Origin of the sequence: Ignatzschineria ureiclastica (assembly GCF_003121845.1) — a bacterium.
GTDB classification, from domain to species: domain Bacteria; phylum Pseudomonadota; class Gammaproteobacteria; order Cardiobacteriales; family Wohlfahrtiimonadaceae; genus Ignatzschineria; species Ignatzschineria ureiclastica.
The window spans coordinates 184,872-209,933 of sequence record NZ_QEWQ01000006.1; the positions used below are offsets into that span (position 1 = coordinate 184,872).

At 41.0% G+C, this 25,062-nt stretch carries 15 protein-coding genes; 4 read left to right on the plus strand and 11 right to left on the minus strand.

Annotated elements, in window-relative coordinates; genetic code table 11:
- Window positions 1-152: 152 nt before the first annotated feature.
- The gene (locus tag DC083_RS09110) at window positions 153-4,853 is read left to right on the plus strand and encodes an SEL1-like repeat protein (RefSeq protein WP_109189900.1); all 4,701 of its coding nucleotides are present in this window, start codon (window positions 153-155) and stop codon (window positions 4,851-4,853) included.
- Between the two features lie 150 nt (window positions 4,854-5,003).
- Window positions 5,004-5,663: an HAD family hydrolase gene (locus DC083_RS09115; RefSeq protein ID WP_109189901.1), complete on the plus strand. Its 660-nt coding sequence runs from the start codon at window positions 5,004-5,006 to the stop codon at window positions 5,661-5,663.
- A 170-nt stretch (window positions 5,664-5,833) separates the two neighbouring features.
- Here the strand turns inward: DC083_RS09115 and DC083_RS09120 are convergent, their stop codons facing one another.
- From DC083_RS09120 to DC083_RS09135, 4 genes are all read right to left on the minus strand, one after another.
- A complete protein-coding gene (locus DC083_RS09120; RefSeq protein WP_109189902.1) occupies window positions 5,834-7,105 on the minus strand; it encodes a Wadjet anti-phage system protein JetD domain-containing protein in 1,272 nt (423 codons plus the stop codon).
- Window positions 7,106-7,210: 105 nt separating this feature from the next.
- The gene (locus tag DC083_RS09125) at window positions 7,211-10,567 is read right to left on the minus strand and encodes an ATP-binding protein (RefSeq protein ID WP_109189903.1); all 3,357 of its coding nucleotides are present in this window, start codon (window positions 10,565-10,567) and stop codon (window positions 7,211-7,213) included.
- Between the two features lie 5 nt (window positions 10,568-10,572).
- Window positions 10,573-11,517 (minus strand): DUF4194 domain-containing protein, encoded by a 945-nt coding sequence (locus DC083_RS09130; RefSeq protein WP_157954921.1) that lies wholly within the window; start codon window positions 11,515-11,517, stop codon window positions 10,573-10,575.
- A gap of 2 nt (window positions 11,518-11,519) precedes the next feature.
- Entirely contained in the window at window positions 11,520-12,989 is a 1,470-nt protein-coding gene (locus DC083_RS09135) for a DUF3375 domain-containing protein (RefSeq protein WP_157954922.1), read from the minus strand.
- A 412-nt stretch (window positions 12,990-13,401) separates the two neighbouring features.
- On the opposite strand from DC083_RS09135, the gene DC083_RS09140 reads away from it, so the two are divergent.
- The gene (locus DC083_RS09140; RefSeq protein WP_109189906.1) at window positions 13,402-14,256 is read left to right on the plus strand and encodes a CvfB family protein; all 855 of its coding nucleotides are present in this window, start codon (window positions 13,402-13,404) and stop codon (window positions 14,254-14,256) included.
- Window positions 14,257-14,583: 327 nt separating this feature from the next.
- Here DC083_RS09140 and DC083_RS09145 read toward each other — a convergent pair whose 3' ends face one another.
- The 4 genes from DC083_RS09145 to DC083_RS09160 all read right to left on the minus strand — a co-directional run bounded on the left by DC083_RS09145 (window position 14,584) and on the right by DC083_RS09160 (window position 21,283).
- A complete protein-coding gene (locus DC083_RS09145) occupies window positions 14,584-16,029 on the minus strand; it encodes an alanine/glycine:cation symporter family protein (RefSeq protein WP_109189907.1) in 1,446 nt (481 codons plus the stop codon).
- 368 nt (window positions 16,030-16,397) lie between these two features.
- Window positions 16,398-16,862, minus strand: coding sequence for an OsmC family protein (locus DC083_RS09150; protein ID WP_229822554.1), 465 nt, complete (start codon window positions 16,860-16,862; stop codon window positions 16,398-16,400).
- A gap of 251 nt (window positions 16,863-17,113) precedes the next feature.
- A complete protein-coding gene (gene clpB, locus DC083_RS09155) occupies window positions 17,114-19,729 on the minus strand; it encodes an ATP-dependent chaperone ClpB (RefSeq protein ID WP_109189908.1) in 2,616 nt (871 codons plus the stop codon).
- Window positions 19,730-20,053: 324 nt separating this feature from the next.
- Window positions 20,054-21,283: an ankyrin repeat domain-containing protein gene (locus DC083_RS09160; protein WP_109189909.1), complete on the minus strand. Its 1,230-nt coding sequence runs from the start codon at window positions 21,281-21,283 to the stop codon at window positions 20,054-20,056.
- A gap of 357 nt (window positions 21,284-21,640) precedes the next feature.
- On the opposite strand from DC083_RS09160, the gene DC083_RS09165 reads away from it, so the two are divergent.
- A complete protein-coding gene (locus tag DC083_RS09165) occupies window positions 21,641-22,420 on the plus strand; it encodes a rhomboid family intramembrane serine protease (RefSeq protein ID WP_109189910.1) in 780 nt (259 codons plus the stop codon).
- A gap of 135 nt (window positions 22,421-22,555) precedes the next feature.
- Here the strand turns inward: DC083_RS09165 and DC083_RS09170 are convergent, their stop codons facing one another.
- The 3 genes from DC083_RS09170 to nadR all read right to left on the minus strand — a co-directional run bounded on the left by DC083_RS09170 (window position 22,556) and on the right by nadR (window position 25,052).
- Window positions 22,556-22,834, minus strand: coding sequence for a hypothetical protein (locus DC083_RS09170; RefSeq protein WP_026879603.1), 279 nt, complete (start codon window positions 22,832-22,834; stop codon window positions 22,556-22,558).
- A 177-nt stretch (window positions 22,835-23,011) separates the two neighbouring features.
- A complete protein-coding gene (pnuC, locus tag DC083_RS09175; RefSeq protein ID WP_229822549.1) occupies window positions 23,012-23,782 on the minus strand; it encodes a nicotinamide riboside transporter PnuC in 771 nt (256 codons plus the stop codon).
- Between the two features lie 34 nt (window positions 23,783-23,816).
- Window positions 23,817-25,052, minus strand: a complete 1,236-nt coding sequence (gene nadR / locus DC083_RS09180; protein ID WP_109189985.1) for a multifunctional transcriptional regulator/nicotinamide-nucleotide adenylyltransferase/ribosylnicotinamide kinase NadR — start codon at window positions 25,050-25,052, stop codon at window positions 23,817-23,819.
- Window positions 25,053-25,062 lie beyond the last annotated feature (10 nt).

Below are 25,062 nucleotides of genomic sequence, written 5' to 3' on the forward strand. Positions count from 1 at the left end.
TTAGTTTCTGCATTATATCAATTAACCCTCATTTTAATTTGGTAAGATATTGATTTTTAATCAAGATGCTTTTTAATAACAACTATTAAATACATATTAAATTGAACTTCCCCCATCTTCATCGTTCAAATCTCTCTTATAGGTTCTCTCCAATGAAAAAAAACGCTCTTGCCCTGACCTTATCCTTGATCTTCACTAATGCCTCGCTGACCTTTGCGGATATCAATAAAGGGCTTGATGCTTATCTTGATAACCGGCTAGAAACCAGTTATCAAGAGTTTCTACAATCGGCGAATGCCGGCGATTCCAATGCCGCTTATATTGTCGGGATGATGTTATTAACAGGGGAATTAGGTACAGCCGACCCCGAGGCCGGCCAATCGTGGTTAATCACCGCAATGAACCAAGGAAGTGCGCCAGCGGCTTATAATCTTGCCCTCTACTATCTAAATGGTACATTTAAGGGAGATTATACAGACTTTAAAGCCGCCCTCGATCGCGCGAAATCGCTTCAATATGCCGATGCCTTTCTAATTGAGCTAACCCATCCCGATCAGTTAGAATCGCGCTATCAGAGAATGTTAACATTGCCCGAGGTGATTGCGCGGGTCAAAGAGCTCTATGCGATCGATCCCTCTGATAAACACCAACTTTTATTGGGATTTTTGACCTTAGGTACTTTTATTAATGAACCTGAAGAGATTGCTTATTCACTCTTCACAACCGAAGATATCACACAAAGTATCAACGACCTTGTAGCGCTCTATCATCAAGGTTATCAAATTGCGGCAATGCCTTTGACGGAGTTTTATAGTGCCGATATCAGCAAACAGATCGGACTTGATCCCTCTCTGATTGCAGATATTGAGTCACCTTCACCGGAAGATCTCTTTTTTCAAATGTTAGAGTATCAGTCTGAATTATTAAGTAGCCCAGCACCGATCTTTCAATCCTTAGGTCCTGAAAAAATCACCCATATTCTCACAACATTAAGAAAAGCAGCGGATCAGAGTGGTGAAGCCAGCTATCGTCTAGCTCAAATTTTCCAAAATGGGGTCTTTACGGGCAAAAAAGACGATGACAAAGCTAATGAGTGGTTTGAAAAAGCCATACAATTAGGTGATTTCCGCGGAATGCAATCTTTAATCGATCATAATCGTTATAATCCCGAGGGCTTACAACGGGTCATTCCCTATCTTTTGACCGCTGCCGAGCAGAATGATCCAGTGAGCCTTGGACTTTTAGCGAAATTTTATGCAAGAGATCTATATTATGCCGAAGAGATTCCTGAAGATTTTGCAAAAGCGCAAGATTATCTTATTAAAGCGGCCACATTAGGTGATTTTCCATCACTCACCAAATTAATCAATCTCTATGCCGGCATAGAATATGGGTATGATTACAATATCAAAGAAGATCTACCGAAAGCATTAGAATGGGCCAAGCGTTCGATTACTCTTAATCCATCTAATCCTGAAGCCTATTTCAAGATAATTCGTTTATGGCAAGATAATGATCTTCTCACACAAAACTATAATCTCTATGAATATTACATTCAGACACTGTTACAAATTGCACCACTTCTACCACAAACAGCACGAGCGGCGGCCTATTTCTATGAATTAGAGGGTGAAAAGCAAAATTTTACAGAAGCACTTCAATATTATGATCAAGCCTTGCAAGACCCTGAAGATGAGGATTATGACGACACCTTATTTTTAAAAGCTCGTTTACTGAAAAAGATCGCTATCGCTTCCAACAAACTATCTGATAATAGACTCTCCGATACCGCACTCTCCGATACTGCACCCTCCGGTCAGCCACAAGCAGATCTTGAAAATGATGCTAATGCGATCGCTGCCTTACAAATTCTGTTGCAACTTTCTGCTCGCTATGAAGATGTCCCTAAAATTGCGTTTGAATTAGCCGAAATATATCACTATGGAATAGGCACAGCGATTAACTTAGATAAAGCAATTGAGTTCTATCGTAATGCAGGAAGTAGAGCCGAAAAACCGCTTGGGTTGCTGCTTCTATCACAAGATTCACTAGAGTCACAAAATGAAGGGTCGCTTTACCTCACCCATTCTCTAATGCTTAAAGAGGATGCCGACATTCATACGGCTCTATTTGCACACCCTGACCTCACGAATGTCCAAATGTGGCTATATGATATCTATCAGCGCCAATCTCTCCCTGAAAGTATCGAGGCTTTTACCTTAATCGAGGCCGGGGATCAGGCAAAAATCCCACAGCAACAACTCAATTATGCCAAGATTCTTAAATCGATTGAACCTGAAAAAGCCAACGAAATGCTCGATAAGCTCGTTGCCGACAATTATGAGCCGGCGATTCGTGAGAAGTTATCGCAATATTCCTTTTTTGAAGATAACACGCGCCAAGAACGGATCAAATTAGAGAAACAACTCATTGCGGTAGCAACGGATAACAGAGAAGCTTATCAACGGGATCTGATCGATGATTACCACAAAATGCAGGATTTCCAAGCGGCAAAAGCCATTTTACAAGCCTCAGAGATAGATGAGGATGCTTGGGTTCGAACTCAAAATGAAGAGGGTTTAGCGCTACTCGCCGCTCTAGAGAAAGGCGTTCAAGCTAATGATAGCGAAGCCATTATCTCCCTAGCGGAAATCTATGAAGCTCAGCAAGAAGAGACTAAAGCGACAGCACTCCTAGAGTCAGCAATACAAAAGGGCGATACTGCTGCAATAATCTATCAAGCCGATCGATTACTCAAATCCGGTAGACCTGAAGATCTGCAAAAAGCCAAATCACTCTATCTTAGCGCAGGTGAAGAACAAGCACCGGAAGTCGATGAGAAGCTCTATCAACTCTATACACAGTATCCCCAATCGCCACTCACTGAAATAGAGATCACACAGTGGCTAAAAGCCAATGTAACCCACTATCCAAATGCGCAACATTTCCTCGATGAAATCACCCAATTTCAACAAAACTTAGCCATAGTCAATGATCCCGATCGCTTTAACCTACTCGACCAAAAGGCTCAAATTCACCATTTAAAATCGTTGGCAACCGCCTACGATAAAGGAAAAGGGACACCGATCAATCCCTCCTCTATGCAAACCTATTATGAACAAGCAGCAATGCTGGGCGATGGCGCTTCAGCTGCAGAATTAGGTTATCTTTTTGCAGATACAGATCTCGCATTGGCTGCGCATTGGTTTCAAATAAGTCGTCACAATAATTACTATGCCGGGGATCGCGTTTTAAAACAGTGGGAAGCGCTACAAGCCGCTGAACAAGGCGATATTGAAGCGCAGCACCACTATTTTAAAGAGTATACGTTGCAAAACCGCTCCTATCTTGAGGGAAATAATGAACTAAAAGCCCTAATCAGAGCAGGTAGCATCGATGCTAATGTGACCTTAGCGGAACGACTACTATATTATCCGGCATTCCAAGATTATTACGCGCAAGCAATTTCATTACTTCGAACCGCGATTAAAGCTGGTAATCCTGATGCCGCAACGCTTTATGTAGATACACTCACGAAATATCAATATGCACCCGATATTGAAGATATTGATGCTGAAATTGTCAAAACTTTATCATCTATTACACAGCCCATCACGCAGAAATATCTTGTGCAATATTCTCTGTATCAGGGCAGAGATGAGGCCGTACTCAATCTGATCCCGCAATTGATCGAGCAAGAATATAGAGATCAGGTCATTATACAATTGATCCAACGCGCAGTACTCGGTCAAAATACGATCTCTTTTGCCGAGCTTCAACAATTAGTCTCACAATATTTGACTAATGCAGAGAAGAGTAATGTAGAAGATAGCGATCTCGAGTTTTACCTTGGGCTACTTTCACTTAAAGGGGATCATTCATCTACGGCAAATGAAGTCAAAGCCATTGCTCATTTTCAAAAGAGCCTGCCCCTATCATTTGAACACGCTAATGAATTAATCTCTTTTGATATCGCCTTTGATTTTGAAAGCCTCTTCGAACGCTTCTACCCTATTGGCGTCAATGCAATTGAAGGGAAAGAGGGCTTCTCCCATAATCAAGCAGCGCTAAATTTTGGCCTAGAGACATTAACACAGCTAGCCCATTATCAATCTCTTGCTGCCGGTAGTTATTTAGTCAATTATTTCTCACAAATACAGGATTATTATTCGGCGCTACTCTATAGCGTTGCCTTTGATTTCACCGATCAGATTGCTCAGTTACAAGCGATTCTTCCTACAGACAAGGCACTTGATGCAATCTTAAAAGGGCAAGCGCTACAAGCCTCTTTTGCCTATCGCGATTATCTGCCCAAGCTACGTCAACTAGAACAGAGTATTGCCGAGGGGAATGATCGGGCTTTGGTGGCGCTCGGTGATGCTTATATCAATGGCGAAATTGTCTTACCCAATATTGATAAAGCTATTGCTTATTATGAAGAAGCCGGCGCAAAAGGGGTGGCTTTTGCCTACAATCGCCTTGGTAATCTCTACCGCAAAGCGGATAACAAGGTTCCTCAAGATATCCATAAGGCGCTCTTCTATTTCGATTTAGGTGCGAAGCTCAATGATAGTAACTGCGCCCATCAAGCCGGCGATATTCTCTATCTTGAAGAAGCCGGTATTACTCAAGATATCCCCAAAGCCCTCGAATATTTTGCACAAACATCGGTAAAAGAGGGCCGGCATCACGCTTTAGCAAAATATAAAATGGCCGAGATCTATTACAAAGGATTAGGGGGGATTCCTGTAGATAAAGCCAAAGCCTATGAACTACTCAAAACCTATGAAGCATATGATGATCACGCCAATAATCTGATTAGTAAAGCATTAGCTGATTGGGATTTTGAGTAGTTCAAATTACGCTTTTCCGCCGTATTTACTCAGATTCTCAATATTTCATATCCTCTTGATATAAAATAAACAATATAAGATGTTGCAGTAAGAAATTGGTAATAAATTCTGCACTCATATTGCAATCTAAAAACAGTAAAAGGAACCGTTATGACCGCTATATTTGATCTTGATTTAACACTCATTAATGGGGATTCCTCCACTCGTTGGTGTCATTGGATTGCCGATCAAGGTTTTGTCGAGGATTTACCGGCCTTTTATAAAAGAGAAGCGGAACTGATGGATCATTATCGGCAGAAAAAACTTAAAGTGGAAGATTACATCAAACTCTCATTATCGCCGGTGGTTCATCTGCCTATTACCGAGATTGATCGACTTCTCACGCGTTATATTGAAGAGCAGATCACGCCGATTATTATTCCGCAGATGTTAGAGTGCGTTCGGCAACATCAGCAATATCGAGAAGTGATTATTATCTCCTCTTCTCCTCAATTTCTCGTACGCGCCATTGCCAAGCAATGTTTTAATATTGATACAAGTTTCGGGGTGGCAGTGGCGGAAAACAATGGATTCTATACTACCGATGTTATCGGCACCTCCCCTTATCAAGGCGGAAAATTAACCCTCTTCCAAGAGCATCGACAATCAGATGCAGAATTTTTTGAAGATTGTTACTTCTATACCGATTCCATTAATGACATCGCCCTCTTAGAAGCAGTAGAATTCCCCTATATTATTCAGCCGGATGCCGAGCTTGAGGCCATTGCCAAAGCGCGCCAATGGCCGATTATTGAGATTGAGAAGGCCTAATATTCAAGGATCGTGAGGATGATTTCACGTAGATTAAGAAAATGAATAGTCTATTTATGAGTTTCTATCGATCATTTTATAGTAGGATGGGTTCAAAATAAGCGTATTTAGATGCCGGTACATCGGTTGTAATATGTAAGGAGGCCGTTCTATCCCGCATTTTGCAAGTGTTATTTTGCTCGCTCATTCATCCAATCATGAATTGTAGCAATAACCTCATCTTGAGAGATCCGCTCCTGCTCTAAACGAGAAGCACCATAATAATGGGTGCGTAATTGTTGAAATAAAGCACCTTCTTCAGCAGTTAAAAAAGGGGGATCATAGATCAATTGTTGACTTCCCTGCACCATATAATCTCGATATTGAGTAAGGGTCGATACATTCATCATTAAAGGGGAAATCTCAGGGAAAAGCGCTCGAGCCTGACTGAGCATACTTAAACCATCAAGATCAATATCCCCCCAATAGGCAATGCGCTTACCCTGTAACCATGGTGCACTTAACCAATTCAGATTTTTCCCCGTGCCGGCAATCACTAATAAATTAGGCCATTCAGGAAGACTGAAGGCCGATTGTTCATTTTCAATAATCAAAATATTCTCCACTTCAAAGGAGTGTGTCATTAATACCGCTGCCGGTAACCTTAGAAGTTCTAATCCTTGATATTGAAGTTGTAATTGTGGGCAGAGCAAACGTACTAACAGCCAATCTTTAGGCGTCTGTTTCACATCTAACCAACGATAGAGCCCTATGTTTGTAATATCTTCTATCACAGTTCCAGAAATTTCAGTTTCGCATTCACGATCTAACGGCGCTGAAGGATAGATCCCTGCTAAAAGTGCTGCCACTAATGTCCCATTATTTTCAATGAATTTCGTATCGATTCCGGTCACATTCAATGCTCGAAGATAACAACCTTTTCCCATGCGATAAGATAATTGTGGTAATAACGTTAACATGCGCTCTTGATCTAAAGGAGAGAGCGCTGTGAGTGCTTCTATGGAATTGACAATAGCACTAAAAAGCGTAAAAGAAGGCGTTTGATCTCCCGGGGTTAATCCATAGAGAAATCGTTCGATCGTAGTACGCCAATCTTCCCATAATTGTAGCGCTTCCTCACCGAGAAAAGTCGCTAACGCTAAGAGAGAAGAGATACGGATTTTAATAGGGATAGATTGTTTTCCAATACGAGGATAATGAAATGTTTTCCAAATCACTTCAATCTTTCCATCCCACTTCCGCCATGCCTCGACAAATGCTTGAAATGCCGGTATATCCTGTAAAATAATCTGTTCTGTCGGTGGCTTTAATCCCACTTCAATAGGTGTAAAACCGGAGTCTAACAACCGCGATTTTAAGCGTCCTCTATTTTGCCACTCTCGTTGCCATAATCGCTTAATTAATACTTCAGGCAAAATTCCCCATGATCGTGCTTTTTGCATACCTAATTCCTACTTCTATTGAGAGCTCTATTGATCATTCTATTGATACTGATGATCGGATAATAAGAGAATAGATACGACAATCCCCTTTTTCGTGGAATACTCCTAATTGCCCGCTATCTCATCATTTACCCTCTGTTGTAATAATTGTCGTCGCTGTGCATCTAACTCTTCCCAAGTTAACTCTAAAATACGACTCTCATGTTGGTGATTATCCCGCTCAACAATCAATAAGGAACTTGCAGACTCTCGAGCAATCGTAATATTTTTATAAGGTGTGATCAGATTAATATGCAATTGTAATGCTTTAAATACCTTCAAAACCCGGCGACTCACCGTTTCTGCCGTATTAGAGAAAGCTTCATCAAGAAACACCGTACTATATACAGGAAACTCACTTCCCTCTGGCGTTAAGACATAAGCTAAGCTTGCGGCGATAATCGTGCCGGCAAAAGCCTCTTTTTCACCGCCCGATTTACCACTTGAAGATTCCCACACATCACGCTCTTCACCACTATCACGATCAATTTCTGAAGCATAAAAAGAGAGCTGATAACGGGTATCTAGCAATTTAATACTCTCTTGCGTATTAGGCGCAATATTACAAGCACGATCTAAAATCGTAATAACATCATTCAGTGCGATAAAACGAGCTTCATGGTCATCTTCTCCCGCTGTCAACATAAGATGTAGTGTACGATCTATTTTTTGTTGAAATGTTTGTAATAAGGCGATTCGCTCCCGTTTGTAACCTAACCGTAAAAAACTTCCTTCCCGAAATTCGGTTCTCGCTAATACTCGATTAATCACCTGTATACGATCCTCGATCTCTTCTAAAGAGCCTCGCATCATATTATTAAAATCCGCTAAGGATTGCGTTGTATGTTGATTTAATCGCTCCTTAAAACGTAATTTATGTGCAGGTAATCCCTCCTTTTCTAATGCCTCTAAATACATTAGGGCATTAGGCAGTGCCTCTAATCCCACTGGCCACTCTAATGATAAAGAACGCCATTGATCTTTGGACATAAAACTAGTGATAATTCCCTCAACCTTACGATTCATACTATGAATCTGTTCATTCATCTGTGCTAACTGTTGCTCAAGCTCTGATTTTATCTGCTTAAAAGCAATATTATCTTCTAATGAATACCGTTCTATATAGGGGGTTAATAATTGCAATGTATCAGGATCAATCTCTATTGCAGCCTCTTGCTGATACAGCTGATACCGCTTCTGTTTCTCATTTTTTTGTTGTGCTAATTCTCCCCCTTTTCGATTAAAAGATTCTCGACGCTGCTCTAGCCCTTGGATCTCTTTTTTCACGTTATCAATGTCACGCTGAATGCTCGCAAGGCTTCCTTCCGTATTTTCTAACTTTGTAATCAACGAAGTTAAATCTGCGATCTCTGCTTGAGATTTAACCATATCGATCTGCTCCCAGAGAATTTCCGAGAGTTTTTGCCAAATAGTATGATTATTTTGTGCCTCTTTTAATGCTTTTTGCCGAGATTGTTTCTCTGTCTCTGCTTGCTTTATAAAGGCGATCTGTTCATCAAGGGTCTTCTTTAAAAGCGTCAACTTTGTTTGATTATTAAACCCAATATTCCAATACCGTTGATCCATCACCTTTTGTTGATCTTGCTTCTCAAATCGCCCTTTTTGCCGTTGGATTAATCCCTGTTGTGTCATTGAATGAATCGTCACGTTTAACTGCTCAACTGAATCGACACATGTTAAATCAAAACGCTGTAAAAATTGTTGTAACCAAGTTCGATAACCGTGTTGCTTCCAGATCAACTTCGCTAAGAATCCTTGTGGGTTAAATCCATTCATCGGATCATCATCACGCTCTATCGCTTCACGCACTACTTGCACCCGAACATGTAACCCTAAATGATGTTGATTTAACCAGGCAGTAATCTGCTGATAATTTTTTTCAGGAACTAATAGTGTGGTACGAAGTCCACCTAAAGCACGCTCAATAGCCCCTTGCCACTCTTTCTCTTCTTCCTTAACGTCTATCAGTTCCCCAATAAAAGGATAATCCTCAACCGAAAGCGATAATGCCGACACTAACTCTCTACGCATTGTCTGATATCGACTATCAATATTAGAATCAGGCGATGCTGCTAACTGAGTAATTTCTAGCTGTAATGCTTCGGCCGATTGCTGATGATTTTGTAACTCAATTGCAATCTCCGTCACGGCATCTTGCAATACTTCAATCATTGACGATATATTACCAAGCATCTCCGCCGCTTTGGCTTGATGCTGTTCAAATTGAGAGTACGTTAAGGTATCATCAATTCCTACGCTCTGACACCATTTTTGATAACGGGCTGCCTGAGCTTGCTGCATTTGCAAGGTCTCATGGGTCTGTGTTAGTTTCTGCTTAAGCGCTGCAAGTTGCCCGCCACCGGCATGATGATATTTCAGATTGAGTGATTCTAAGGCTAAACGTTGTTGATCTAACTGATCGATACATGCCTTTAGAGCCCTCTCTACGGCCTTCTCTTCAACAATTAATTGGCCGATATCTGTCTGCAAAATACTCACTTGAGTTTTAGCATAGGCAATAGGTAATATCGTAAGAGATTGTTGTAATTCTTCTTTTCGTATCTTCCCGGTTTGCAACCGCTGATCATATTCAACTAATGGCTGAAGATGTTTAATTTGTGCTTCAATATCTACAATCGTCTCATATAAGGCTTTTAAATTCTCAAAGTCCTCCACAATTTTCTGACCAGATTCTCGAAGATTAATCGGTTCTAATACAAGATCTCTAATCAAGGTTGTCAGATCATCCACCTTCTTCAGCCCTAGGGCCCGAGAAAGTAATCCCGGCGCATTTTGATTATCCAGATGCAAGCAGCTTCGGTAGATATTTTGATAATCTCCAAACTTATTATCGGCATATAAAATTGCAGGATGATTTTTTAAAAATTGTTTTAATCTGCGAATATTCTCATTCTCAAATTCAGCTAATATCTCCTCTAACGTCATATTTTGCCGAGCGACAATATAGAGTCGCTTCACATCACTCATATCATTACTCGCGCTTGAAGTCCAAAAGAGTGCCACCATGGTGACTTCAGCACCATCTGTAAAACGATAGAGCGCTCGTAAACCGGAGATCACCCCACGATTTCGTTTATTTTTAGTCCGCGTTGTACTCCCATCGTGATCGGCTCCGAAACTTCCACGCATATAAGTTAAAAGTGACCGATCGGTACGATCTCCTTGCGCGGCCGCAATATTAAAAGCGGCTTTACCTGGGGCAACTAAAAGCGCCATTAACCCATCAATTAAGGTGGACTTTCCCGCACCATTATCTCCGGTAATTAATGTCCCGCCGGGATTGATATGTGCAGTATGTATCCCTGTAAAAGATCCCCAATTACAAACAGATAATTCAGTCAGTAATACTTGAGTGGTGCCTAAAAGATCATAATTTTGCATCTGTTTCAATCCTCTTTAAGGGGCGCAATCTCGATTAGAGCCTCTTCATTGTCTATATCTTCTGGTATATCAAAAATACTCTGCTTTAAAGCTATAGGCCTTTTGTCTAAATTTCTTGTATCTACGGTATCTACGACATCTACGATATCTAACTCCCCAGGCTTTTGATCTGCTTGCTGAGCAATGGCTTCATAAGCAGATAATAACTCTGTCAAAAAGTGGCTATTCACCACATAACAGATAATCGGGGTGATTTGATAACGACCCTCCGTACCACTGGCCTTTTGTAACAATCGACGCTTTGCAAATTCTTCTAAACGCCCGGAGACTTTTTTACGCTCAAGATTTTCATTAGCGATGAGACCAATAAAAGGTTGTAACTCATCTAAGAGCTTCTCAAAATCGATCATAATTACCGCTTCTCCAGCGCGATCCCGTTCCTGATAATGTTTACGTAAAATAAGTAGAATAATCGTGTCATAGAGAGATAATGTTCTTTTACTGATCAAAGAGGGAAATTCTTCCTCTTCAGTATCTCCTTCATAATCCGCAAGAAAAAGATACTTCTGCTGAGAGTCATGAATAACCTGTAGACAAAAATTTGCTAAATGTTGTCGTATTTCCTGCTCATATTGGGTCAATATCTTGTAAATATGAGGTTTATCTTGATCAAACACGGCGCCATGACGCATCAAGTAGACCAATGCACGACGAACTTCTAACGGAAGCAGCATTGATTGAAGATCATCTTCAGCGGTCTCTAAGTCCCCCTCATCGGAACCTTGCCGCTGAGATGGTTGTCCATTATCTGGCATCTCTGAGTCTTCTTGATCGAATATAGCGGCCTCTGATCCTTCACCTGATCCTTCATCTAATTCCCGATCATTGCGCTGCCTAGATTCTTTATCTGCTACTAATTGTCTAAAAAGATTTTGCTCGTCAATTGTCATTACTAAACCATCCATTCACTAAAGTCATCGGGAAATTGTGCGGCACTTAATACAATTTTAGGAAGCTTTAAGGCAATATCCCCATATTGATCGGTAACCATGACCGATTCTTGCAAGGGTAGTTGGGGAGCACCGATACGTCTTGCTATTCTGATATGCGCCACGACCTCTTCTAAACCAAAGCGGGGCGGTAAATATTCTAAAATTTGCCCAATACTTAATGCCATATTTCGCGCTATTAAGAGTGACTTCACTTTCTGAGCCAGCTCAAGAATATTCACTGTTTCTAAATAATTGAGTATGGTGGCGCTGACCGTACGGCTATTCTTTTGAGTCGTAATCTGACTTATTTCTATCTCTTCGTCAGGCACTCGTAGACGCATCGACATAGGGCTTGTTATCATGGGAACACCCGTAGGCAGGGAGAGCGGTAAGGTACAATTTCGAACATCAATACCTTCATTCTTCAACTGCAATAATTGCCGTTCTAATCGCATTATTAACTTCGCTACGGCTTGATTATCTTCATAGAGATCGTGTTCAATAAAGGTTCTTAAACTTTCGGTCGTCTTACGCCGAATAGCCCGAACCCTCTCCCCTTCTCGGCTTAATACTTGCGCTAATGAATAGAGATATTTTTGTTGTGGGGGTTTAAGATATTGTCCTAGCTCACTTTGTACTAAATGGCGTAATTGCAATCGAAATTCATTAAAATGATGAGCATCACAAAGTAACTTATAAAAGCTCTCAAAAGAGCTCCCCGCTTCTGTCTCATTAAATAGGGTTTCTTCAGCTTCTAAAATTTGCGTCAAAATCTCCCCTTTAGTGCGATTTTGTTCAATCATCTTCATCCGAATAGATTGATCTAATTGACGTATCTCTTCCTCTATTTTTCGAAAATCATCCGTTAATTGGGATGCTAGATAGAAGACTTCTAATATTTTTTCACGCTTCTCTTCTGCCTTTAACGGCACAATACCATATTGCTGTAGATCATCAATTTCTCGCTGCAATGCAATTTGTTCCGCCTGTAACAACGCAATTCGTTCCTCGACATTTTGCGTCAAAGTAATGGTCAAATCCCGAACAGCCTCTTGTACAATTCGAAAGTGGGAAGCGGTGGTTCCTAGGCGCCGTTCTTGTAGGGAATAGATGAAACGAAGCGCAACTTCACTCGCATCTGTGGTCAGTAAATGATCATTCGACTCTCTCAACCATCCCTCATAGATCCAAGCTCGCAAATAATCGCTAGCACTCTGTTCACCCGCATTCCAAAGATCTTGCTGTAATCCTGCTTTGATATAATGATCTAACTTTAAACGCGCTTGCGTATAGGGAATCTCTTTATCCTCCGAAAAAAGCGCACTTATAAAAGCTAAAATATAAGGTGCATTATCGGCGCGTAATAATTTCCAAACAAGACTCTCTTCCTGTTGTATTTTAAATTGTAGCAACTGAGGGATAAAGTTCATAAACGCCTCTTCCATTGTCATTAACAGCACTTTCAATAGCACCGAAGAACACAATATAACTTATTGATATTAAATAAGATATTAAAATAGTTATTCTCTCGATTTCTGCTCTTACAGCTCTTCACTATCACATAGAGATCAATCTCTACAAATAAGGTAATCAAAAATTATCACAGAACTATAACAACGATACTTTACAATAGCGCATCAACTGCTAATTTAAATTTAAATCTCATTGAAAATCATTGAAGATAACGAACTATAGCTAGTTACATTAAATTTTAGATTTTCCATTCAGCTTGATAATTCTACAATTATCCTATCGCTTTTGTAGGAAGTGCTTATAATAGAGAGATTGTTCGGCACATCTAAGTGCCAAACTTGTTGTTCTCTATCTACATTTAAAGGCCGTATGTCTTACTATCACGACAATGAACCCAAATTAGGGCAGATGAATCGTCTGACCATTATTGAAAAAAACAAAATGGGGCTGATCCTCGAGGGGGATGTTTTACTTCCTGCCAAAGAAATTCCCCACAATCAACCGCATCAAGTAGGAAAATGGCTTGATGTTTTTGTCTATCTTGATCATAAGAATGATTATATCGCCACCACAACCCGTCCCTATACGGAAGTAGGGAAATTTGCCGATCTACAAGTGGTCGAGATTAATGATTATGGGATCTTCTTCGATTGGGGTTTACCGAAAGATCTGATGATGCCCTTTAGTGAAGAGATCGGTACTCTTCACGCTGGTGACTTTGCCCTTGTATATACTTATATTGATCCTATCTCTGAACGGATTACTGCAAGTATGAAAATCGAGAAATTCCTCGATCAAAAACCGCATATGTATCAGGACGGTCACGAAGTCTCATTAATCGTGGCAGAGAAAACCGATCTCGGAGTGAAAGTGATTGTGGATCACGCGCATTGGGGCTTAATCTACCATAACGATGTCATTGGCGATCTTGAAATTGGCGATGAAGTGCCGGGCTTTATTAAATTTGTCCGGGAAGATGATAAGCTCGATGTGATCCAACGTCCGATCATCAAAACGGCTGAAGCAAGAGAGAGTTTAGAGGAAGCGATTTTACGGAAATTGAGCGAATATCGCGGTAAGATGCCTTTAGGCGATAAGAGTAGCCCTGAAGAGATTCATAAAGCATTCGGTGTCAGTAAATCAGCCTTTAAAAAAGCATTAGGGGCGCTCTTTAAAGATCGGAAAATTTTGGTGTCTGATCACGAAGTGATTAAGAAGATTTAATCATCCGCTTTTACTTAAAATCATTCAGACAATCTCTCGCATCGCCGGGGCAAATGATCCCGTTCTTACCGCAATCGTGCGCCGGCAGTTGTGGCATTTCCTCATACCGAGAGATTGATCTTCGTTCCTCCGCGGGCGCGGAATTTGTCTGGCTTTGCAAGCATTCCCTCCCGCCGGGCATCAGCTTTTATTTGGAATAACTAAGAAGAGCTATTCCATCGCCGGGGCGAAATATCCCGTTCTTACCGTAATCGTGCGCCGGCAAATGAGGCATTTCCTCATACCGAGAGATTGATCATCACTCATCACCTAAAGGCTTTGAATCTCCTACTGAGGCATTGCTTTAAAGTAAGGATCATCTACTGCATCGATATTCTCTGGCATTTCATTTTGCCAACATTCGGTGCCGGTAATCGTGGGGAAGTCATCCACGTAGAATACAGGATCAAGCCCTGCTTTTCGCTGTAGCACATAATCTTTAAAGAGAATCATCACTGTGGGCGTTAAACGAAGTAATGCAATCGCATTCATCAACATCATAAGCCCGATCATCAGGTCGATACATTCCCAAATAAAACTGGCCTCAATAAAGGGACCTAACATCAACATCAATAGAAATAAAACGCGATAGCCAAAGAGCATTCCTCGTTTTTTACTCAGAAATACGAGATTACTTTCCCCGTAATAGTAATTACTAATCACCGAGGTAAAGGCAAAAAGGAAAAGGGAAATAGAGACTAAATAAGGTGCAAGGCTTCCTATATGAATCGCCATTGAGGCTTGTGTGAGTAGAATGCCATTCGGCACACCTTGACCATATAAACCTGAAATTAAGATGATAAATGCCGTCATTGTACTGACTACCATCGTATCGACAAATACCCCTAAACTCTGAACAAATCCCTGCTTTGCCGGATGTGAAACATTAGCACTCGCACCTGCACTCGCAATCGAACCCGTACCTGCTTCATTCGAAAAGATCCCTCGGCGTGTTCCTTGTACAAGGGCAATGCCAATACCGCCTCCTAATAACTCTTTTACCCCAAGTGCATTGTTGATAATCAGGGACAATATATCGGGTAATAGATTGATATTCCGTAATAGAATATAACCACTGATCCCCAGATAGATCAGAAGCATCAAAGGTACTAAAATCTCAGTCACGTGGACAATGCGGCGCACGCCGCCGAGGATAATGATCCCGGTGATTAATACCAAAAACATCACCACCCACTCTTCATCAAGTGAGAAGACCATACTGAAAGATTCAGCGATAATATTCGATTGCACTAAAGTAAAGAGCGTTCCAAAACTGACAATGAGCAGTAGCGCAAATAAAATCGCATATACGCGCCAGCCCAAGGCGTTATGAATATAATAGGCCGCGCCCCCTCGATAGAGATCACCATCTTTCACTTTATAGAGTTGCCCAAGGCTATTTTCGGCAAAGGATGTAGCCATCCCTAAGAAAGCCACACACCACATCCAAAAAACAGCACCCGGCCCGCCGATACTAATCGCTAAGGCGACCCCTAAGATATTACTCGAACCAATTCGGCTCGCTAAACTTAAACTAAAGGATTGAAAAGGGGAAATCCCTTGACCATTATGTGGTCGCTCACGCAATAGTCGCCACATCTCTTTAAAGCAGCGTAATTGAATACAAGCGGTTTTGATTGTAAAAAAAACACCCACCAAAATTAAAAGCAGTACTAATGGATAGGACCACAATAATTCATTTGCGCTATAGAGAATATGCTTGATGACCTCCATTTTACCTCCACCGCTCAACAGAGCACCTTGCTAATATCCCCTTATCATAAATAAATATATGTAAACTATATTCAAGACCCCTCTATCCATTCCTGACAAATCCATTTTATTGCCTAGAACTAAACACAAGTCAAATATAACGTTATGATTTTATTGGAAATAACATAACTTTGGTTTAATAAAAATGTTTTATATCGCTTGTGTGGAATTTTAAAAGTAGATAAAACTGTACTAAACAACCCTTGCAAGATGCCGAATAGAACAGCATCCTCCCTTATTACAGCTGATGTGCCGGCATTTCAATAATGCTTATTTTAAGCCGATCTTACTATAATCTGCTTCTAGGGTTATCATTGTGAATGGTTATGTTAAGATTTTGCGCTGGTACAGCGGTAATCTATTTCAATCGTCGATTCCGGTGTATTCGCAAGCGTTGCTGCAACCGGGCAATGGCTCTCCACATAAGCAATCAAGGTATCAATATCTTCTGATGTTGCAGGGCTCTCAATATGATAGAGAGTACGAAGCGCACTAAAGCCTATCGGAACAGTCGGATCGCCCATAAACCCCGCAGGATCAAAATCGCCCTCTACTTCAACCGATAGATGACTTAAAGGAATCTGTAAATTTTTAGCCGTTTCTTGTAAGACAATACTTTTACAACTACTTAATGCCGCGAGTAATAACTCAATCGGCATCATCCCACTATCTTTCCCCATCGGTGCCGGCTCATCAGCGATAATGGTATGGTCTCTAGCAGTAATCTCTACCTGACAGCCCTGTTGCATTACAGATTTAGCGCGATAAATACCCGCTCTTTTTCGTCTCATCATTGTTATTCTCCATCGTTCACCTCTCTTCCCCCTTGCATTATGCACACTATAAATAAGGCATCAAATACTACGGGTTATAGAAGTTTCTCAATTTTTATCTGAAACTAGAATCTCATTCACCATTATGATCGGTTTTTCCCATAAATGCTATGTTAGCACCGAGTTTATGATAAATAAAAACCTTGCCTATCCTAAGATAGACAAGGTTGATTATCAATTATACAAAATGATACAAGATCAAGTAATATCAATTACTCAACAATGATTTCGGCATCGATAATATCCATATTCAGATCGCCATCGATAATCACTGTATCGCCACCTTTAAATTCTCCACGTAAGAATGCTTTCGCAAGTGGATTTTCAAGATGCGTTTGGATTGCACGTTTCAATGGACGCGCACCAAAGACAGGGTCGTAACCAATTTCACCTAATTTATCGAGGCCTTCCTCTGTCACCGTTAAGATCACATCGTGCTCAAGCAAACGTTTAACAACACGATTCACCTGTAATTTAGCAATCGCGCGGATATGTTCTTTTCCTAATGGATGGAAGACGACAATATCATCAATACGGTTGATAAACTCTGGGCGGAAATGTTGACCGACCACATCCATCACTGATTCGCGCATTGCTAGATATTGATCTTTTTCACTCAAATCGCTTAGGCGACTTGCTTGCTCTTGAATCAGATGTGAGCCTAAGTTCGAGGTCATAATAATAACGGTATTTTTGAAATCTACCGTACGACCTTGACCATCGGTTAAGCGACCATCATCTAATACCTGTAATAAGATATTAAAGACATCAGGATGCGCTTTCTCCACTTCATCAAGCAGAATGACAGAGTAAGGGCGACGACGAACCGCTTCTGTTAAGTAACCGCCCTCTTCATAACCCACATATCCTGGAGGCGCACCGATTAAGCGCGCAACCGAGTGTTTCTCCATAAACTCAGACATATCTAAACGAAGCATTGCATTCTCATCATCAAAGAGGAATGTGGCCAATGTTTTTGTTAATTCTGTTTTACCCACACCGGTTGGGCCTAAGAAAAGGAATGAACCGATTGGACGATTAGGATCTGATAATCCCGCACGAGAACGGCGCACCGCATCGGATACTGCTGTAATAGCCTCTTTCTGACCGATGACATTCTCACCGAGAACTTCTTCCATCCGAAGCAATTTTTCCCGCTCCCCTTCCATCATTCGACTCACAGGAATACCGGTCCATTTAGAAACGACGTCAGCAATCTCATTCGCCGTTACTTTAGTACGAACAAGTTTATGTTCCCGCTCTTCGTGATTTTCGGCTGCTTGTGACTCTTTCAATTGACGCTCAAGCTCAGGAATACGACCATATTGCAGCTCACTCATTTTCGCAAGATCACCGCTACGTTTCGCCGCTTCAAGCTCAATACGCGCTTGATCGAGATCCTCTTTCAGAGAGGTTGCCCCTTGCATTAAGCTCTTCTCAATTTTCCAAACCTCTTCAAGGTCGGCATACTCTTTCTCTAATTTAGAGAGCTCTGTTTCTAAGGTTTCAAGGCGTTTTTTAGACGCATCATCGGTCTCTTTCTTAATCGCTTCCCGCTCAATTTTGAGCTGGATAATGCGGCGATCGAGTTTATCCATCGCTTCCGGTTTAGAATCGATCTCCATACGAATTTGGCTTCCCGCCTCATCAATCAGGTCAATCGCTTTATCTGGCAATTGTCGATCGGTAATATAACGATGAGAAAGCGTTGCGGCTGCGACAATCGCAGGGTCGGTAATCTCAACACCGTGATGAATCTCATACCGCTCTTTCAATCCACGCAGAATCGCAATGGTATCTTCCACCGTAGGTTCTTCCACTAATACCTGTTGGAAACGGCGCTCAAGCGCGGCATCTTTTTCGATATATTCCCGATATTCATTCAGTGTGGTTGCTCCGATACAGTGCAGTTCACCACGAGAGAGCGCAGGTTTGAGTAAGTTACCGGCATCCATCGCGCCATCTGTTTTACCTGCTCCGACCATCATATGAATCTCATCGATAAAGAGAATCACTTGACCATCGGCTTTTTCTAACTCATTTAAAACCGCTTTTAAGCGCTCTTCAAATTCACCGCGGAATTTAGCACCGGCAATTAACGCGCCTAAATCTAATGATAAAACACGTTTTCCTTTCAATCCTTCCGGTACTTCGCCATTCACGATACGTTGGGCAAGCCCTTCCACGATCGCAGTTTTACCCACACCAGGTTCCCCGATTAATACGGGATTATTTTTGGTACGGCGAGATAATACTTGAATAGCACGACGAATCTCATCATCACGCCCGATCACAGGATCGAGTTTACCAAGCTCTGCACGCTCAGTTAAATCTACCGTATATTTATTCAATGCTTCACGTTTCTCTTCTGCATTAGGATCTTGCACGCTTTCACCTCCGCGAATCGCATCAATTGCACGATTTAAAACCTCTTTATTGACACCGCACTCTTTGAGAATTTCGGCTAATTTCTTATTCTCATCTAATACCCCTAATACAAATACCTCAGATGAGAGATAGCCATCACCGCGTTTATGCATCTCTTTTTCAGAGGCGACTAAAACACGCTGTAAATTTTGACTAATATGAATATCATTACTGCCCGAAATTTTCGGGAATTTTTCAATCTCTTCATTCACTTTCTGGTTTAAAAGCGCAATATTCGCGCGACATTGCCGGAAAAGTGGCAAAATTGAACCCTCACGCTGATTGATCATCGTGCTTAAAATATGTTCTGGTTCAATATATTGATTATCATTGGTTAACGCTAATGTTTGCGCACCACTTAACGCATTTAAAAATGCTTGTGTAAATTTATCTTGGTTCATCCAAAATCTCCCTATAAGTTTATTGATCGTAGCTGGGGATTGTTGGAACCTAATACTCTATTCTTATCCTACACACTTTCTTAAGTCATTAGATTATTCCCCTTACGTATCACAAAATGGGGGCTAACTTTCACTTTTCAAGAAATTTTGACAAAAAAAGACAAAATTTATGGTAATAAAGCCATAAATTTATTGACAAGTCTCTTTTTTACTTCATCTAATTTATTTGCAATATATTTGCACTATTTTTACCACTTTCTGATGAAATTGATCCGATCGACCTTTAGATCAATCTTAAGATCCTAACTTAAGATTAAGTAAGCCTTAAGCTTGCTCCGAAAGCAGTGCAACCATTGCACTATTGCCTTTCTCTTTGGCTAAATCAATAGCGGTAATGCCGGCTTTATTCGCTTGATAAGGATCACTTCCCGCTAACAGAAGCGCTTTAGCAATATTGAGTTCACCCATAGCGCTCGCACGATGAAGTGCCGTAAAGCCCAATTGATCCTCTAATAGGGGATCAGCACCGAGTGTTAATAACGTATGGACCCCTTTCTCTGAACGTAATTCAACCGCATCCATCAAGGGCGTTGTTTGTGACAAGGAATAAGCATTGATATCCACACCGTTATCGGCAAGCAATTCCATCATCTCAAAATGATCGGTATAGAGTGCCCAATGAATCGGGGTAAAGCCATCTTGTGCGATCACATTGGGATCAACCCAATTTTGAGAGAGAATGAGCTTCACGCTCTCCTTATCATCATTGGCAATGGCAATATGGTAAGCGGTTGTTGAACGAATAATGCCCCCTTGCGCCGGGAAAATAGCATCTTCGGCAAAGACTCCAACTTTGGCTTTATGGCCACAAAAGGCAAATGCCCAAACAGCCGCGCGATTAGGGTCCGATTCAAGTTCATTGAGCAACGGCACCGGCGCACTCTCGCCTAACACGTGGCTTAACATTAGAAAATTTACTAGTGCAATGGTCTGATTCTCTGTTTCAAACTCCTCTAAAATCGCCCCCTCAATCTCCGTTATCAAGAGCTGATGAGGCGTTAATTCCACCTTTGCCCTTGCCACTAATTGCCGAGACCAACTGCGCACAAAGTAGATATAACCCCCATCGAAGAAGATCGCCCAACGATCCTCCGGCGTTTGTGGCACAAAGAGTGAGCCTGGATAGAGCTTCTCAACCGTCTCATAAGAGAGTTCACAAGGAACTCGTCGAATTGTCTCTACAGATACCGGTTCGATAAGACTTCCGAAATGCCCGTCATCCTGATCTGTATCGCGCTTATCCATATTGCTCTTGTCAGTATCACCATTATTCTCATCATTGCCACGATTCTCCGGCGATTCCCCCGGCAATAATCCGCTAAAGGTCGCCCCATCTTCTAAACTATAACTGTCCAAATGTTTGAGCGCGATTTCCCCCACATCACTTGCCAATTGAAATGTAATAGGACGAAGATCTAACAACGGCACACCGTAAGGATTACGGTCATAACGAATCCAAGGAAGCTGTGTTGCGCTATCTTTAATCTGAGTCATAAATATAGAACCTTTTGCGACAAAGTGGGAAAAGAGATTATATAGTAATGTCGGTTCAAAATAAGCTTATTTAAATGCCGGCGCATCAGTTGTAACAAGTAAGGAAGCTGTTCTATCCGGCATCTTGCAAGTGTTGTTTAGTACGGTTTTATGTTTTCTTAAACCAAATTTACTATAAAAATAGTATCGCCTAGCGATTAGGCTAGATCGACCTCAATCGATTCATTAGTCTATCAGAGAATCAGCGATTCCCAAATCATTGCCCAAAGGGATTCTATGATAAAATGACACTAAAATTACGTCTCTACTGAACGACTTGATTTGCCATCCTATTTTCAGCGTATATAAGGATTTTTTATGCTAAAAGAGCTTCCCATAGCGACCCGTTCATTGATTTTCATTAATGTCGGGGTGTTTATCCTCACTCTGCTCCTCTCTTACCTTGAGATTACCGATTTAAGCTATATTCTCGGCAGTTATTATCCCGGTTCGCCACTCTTTCATTTCTGGCAACCTTTTACTCATCTCTTTATACACGCGGGTATCTCTCATCTGCTCTTTAATATGTTGGCGCTCTTGATGTTTGGCGGAATGATTGAGCGAATTTTGGGAACGAAACGCTTCTTAATCCTCTATTTTGTAGCGGGATTTGGCTCATTTATCCTCTTCAATGCACAGAGTTATTTCTCTATCCATAATCTCGAAGAGAATGTGATCACAACACTCGGCATCTCCCCTGAAATATTGGCACAAATTACCGGTTCAATTAGAATGGATGCGCTAGGCAATATTACCGGCAGTGAGATTATTAATCGTGTGCCTATTTTAATGGAATTAGTCAGTGAATATCTCCGGCCGATGATGGGTGCCTCTGGCGCGATTTATGGCGTATTAATCGCCTTTGGGATGTTCTTCCCCAATGCCGGCTTGATGATTATCTTTATTCCTTATCCGATTAAAGCAAAATACTTTATCCCCGGCATTATCATTTTAGAGATTATTCTAGGTTTGATGAATCTCTCTTGGAACCCCATTGCCCACTTTGCCCATTTAGGCGGTGCAGTTGCCGGTTTCCTACTGATTCTCTACTGGAAAAAACGGGGATTAACAATTCCAAGCTACAATGGCACGATTTAATTAATCCGGAAGATAGAGTAGTTCAAGATTATTCAAAGGTCATCAACCTATAACCATAAAAAAGCCCCGATAGGATCAATTCTATCGGGGCTTTTATAATTGTTTCAATGCAATCGATGATATTGATAATATTGATTACATCTTTTGAATTTTATCATTCGCTAATTGAGATAGCTCTTTTGCTTTCGCTTTTAATGCTTCGATCTGCTCATTCAAAGAACTTCTCGCTTCATCAGCATTATCCGCTAACGCATCACGCTTCTCTTTGAGCGTTGCGATCTGATCATCTAATGCTCTTTTCGCTTCGTGGCTTTTAAGGATCGTTTCATCAGTCAGCTTCGCAGCCACATTGCCTAATTTTTCAGCCGCGTGAGTGATATTTTCTTTAACGATATCGCCTTTAGTTTTTGTCATTTTCTTATCTCCTACATTAAGTGGATCAAACAACTATCTTATATTGAGTTTTATCTATCTATTTCAATATTCTTAGATGATTATAGCACTATTGCACTTATAACAGTGAATATCTATCTTTTTCATTCGCCACTTAATAGATACTTCATCCCTAGTTCCTGTCTGATTAATATCGACTTAAACAGCGCTATTTTCAGCTTCATAACTTCTTGCAAAAGTGCGCCATTCCACTAATCCATAGAGGGAATTGAAGAGGTAAACACTATATTGCGCCCCAATAACAGGATTCGGTTCAGGACCAAAGAAGTTGAGAATCACCATAAAGATATTCATCAATACCCAAAGGTACCAACTAAAATCATAACGCATCATTAAGAGCGTCTGCGCCGGGATCGCAAGGCCAAAGATAAAGCCATTGAGTATCAATTGCCAAAAGGTGTTCTCCACGCCTAACATTCGAGTTATCACGATATTAAAGAGGAAGATCAGGATAAAGGCGAGTGCTACATAGAGATACTGCTTGAGTGTTAATGAACGGGTAATCACTTTATCATCAGCATCGTGATTTTTGCGCCAATTAATAACACCGTAAACGTGGGTACTAAAATTGTAGATATGAGGTAATCCTGCACCAATATTCCCCCCTAAGAAATTCCCGATACTCTCACCAAATGTAGAGAGTAGACCAAAGTAATTGGCAATCTGACTTCTTCGGGTCATTAAAATCACACAAATTAACCCGGTAATCGCGCCAAAAAATGAGATTCCATAACGCAAATCAAATTCGGCAAAAGGTTCCGTATAGAGATAGGCGGCAACCACCAAAATAAAACAGATATAAGGATAAGATTTATGGCGGCCGATCGACAATACAGCCCGAGAAAAGGGACTCATCTTTATCGGGGAAGAGGTCAATGTAACCGGTGCTTCTTGAGTATTGTAAGTCATTGTAACGTCCTCATTGGATAATTTAATTCATACATTAACGGGCATTTCTAAGTAATTCTTCAACTAATTCAATACATTGAAGATATCGTTCATCATATTGATCGCTTGTGACTTCCACATAATCAATCTGATTTTCTCGCAGCAATTTTTTAAGAAGCAATTGAAATTCTTTACGCACCTGATTATCCCCTAAATGCCGTAAACCATCGGCCACCCAAGGGGTATTGTTATCCAGTAGAATCACTAAATCGAAGCGGTAGCTATCAATCAACGCTTGTACAAAGGGATGCGGTTTGCCCTCATATTGAATGCAGAAAGCCTGCGTTGTGAGAAAATCGGTATCGATAAAGGCAATCTTATTGGCGTGTTTCACTGCAAAATTGATATATTTCGCGTGACCGAGGGCAATCTGATCGTAATCAGAATATTGCAGTGCGCGCTCATCGCCCCCTAAATGTTCAAAGACATATTCCCGACCATATTCCCAAGCACTTGTAGTATTAAACATATTGGCTAACTTATTGACCATCATACTTTTTCCACTCGATTCTCCGCCTAAAATCGCAATTGTTTTCACGAAAAAGGGGCGAACTTCTGTCGGAATATATTCCCAATGGGCAAGGGGCGACCGGCGAATATCTTCCCCGTGAATCGGCATAAATTCTCGATCCGGGTCAATAATTTTGGTCGGAATATTGAGATATTTTTGATAAAAAACTTCATCTGCTAATTCGCTTGTATAGATCAAATCCGGTTGAATATTGTGAGATTTGAGAAAATAAGCAACCTTTTCAGCCCATAAAGCCTGATCTTTTGCAGAATCTGTCAAATTATCTTCATCAATATAGTGAATATGAATATTCTTCTGATACTTGAAAGTCTGTAGTAACCATCGCAGACGATCCTTCAGTGTAGGCTGCCGGCTCATTGCACTATCTTCGAAGATTTGCAGATCTCTCGCCTCATTGTAGCGAAGCACAATATGCAATTCATCTAACTGACTAATCGCCCGCTGAATAAGGTAGATATGCCCGGTATGAAGTGGATAGAAAGCTCCAAAAATAAGTCCCACTTTCTGTTTTTGCGTATCCGATTGTTGAATATTGAGATATTGATAGAGCGCATTCATCTTTACAGCACTAGGGTTTTGAATCTTGCCATTCAATAATTGGCTCAAGTAACCTTTCGTCATATCGCACTGTTCCGCAACGCGCTGTAGCGTCAAACCACGATCCTTGATTACTTTCTTAAGATGCTCAACGGGTATCATCATAATTACG

Coding starts and splice junctions, on each gene's coding strand:
- DC083_RS09165 (WP_109189910.1), top strand. CDS start 21,641: ATGCTAAAAGAGCTTCCCATAGCGACCCGTTCATTGATTTTCATTAAT.
- DC083_RS09135 (WP_157954922.1), bottom strand. CDS start 12,989: ATGAACTTTATCCCTCAGTTGCTACAATTTAAAATACAACAGGAAGAG.
- nadR (WP_109189985.1), bottom strand. CDS start 25,052: ATGATACCCGTTGAGCATCTTAAGAAAGTAATCAAGGATCGTGGTTTG.
- DC083_RS09110 (WP_109189900.1), top strand. CDS start 153: ATGAAAAAAAACGCTCTTGCCCTGACCTTATCCTTGATCTTCACTAAT.
- DC083_RS09120 (WP_109189902.1), bottom strand. CDS start 7,105: ATGCAAAAAGCACGATCATGGGGAATTTTGCCTGAAGTATTAATTAAG.
- DC083_RS09130 (WP_157954921.1), bottom strand. CDS start 11,517: ATGACAATTGACGAGCAAAATCTTTTTAGACAATTAGTAGCAGATAAA.
- DC083_RS09145 (WP_109189907.1), bottom strand. CDS start 16,029: ATGGAGGTCATCAAGCATATTCTCTATAGCGCAAATGAATTATTGTGG.
- DC083_RS09140 (WP_109189906.1), top strand. CDS start 13,402: ATGTCTTACTATCACGACAATGAACCCAAATTAGGGCAGATGAATCGT.
- DC083_RS09160 (WP_109189909.1), bottom strand. CDS start 21,283: ATGACTCAGATTAAAGATAGCGCAACACAGCTTCCTTGGATTCGTTAT.
- DC083_RS09150 (WP_229822554.1), bottom strand. CDS start 16,862: ATGATGAGACGAAAAAGAGCGGGTATTTATCGCGCTAAATCTGTAATG.
- DC083_RS09170 (WP_026879603.1), bottom strand. CDS start 22,834: ATGACAAAAACTAAAGGCGATATCGTTAAAGAAAATATCACTCACGCG.
- clpB (WP_109189908.1), bottom strand. CDS start 19,729: ATGAACCAAGATAAATTTACACAAGCATTTTTAAATGCGTTAAGTGGT.
- pnuC (WP_229822549.1), bottom strand. CDS start 23,782: ATGACTTACAATACTCAAGAAGCACCGGTTACATTGACCTCTTCCCCG.
- DC083_RS09115 (WP_109189901.1), top strand. CDS start 5,004: ATGACCGCTATATTTGATCTTGATTTAACACTCATTAATGGGGATTCC.
- DC083_RS09125 (WP_109189903.1), bottom strand. CDS start 10,567: ATGCAAAATTATGATCTTTTAGGCACCACTCAAGTATTACTGACTGAA.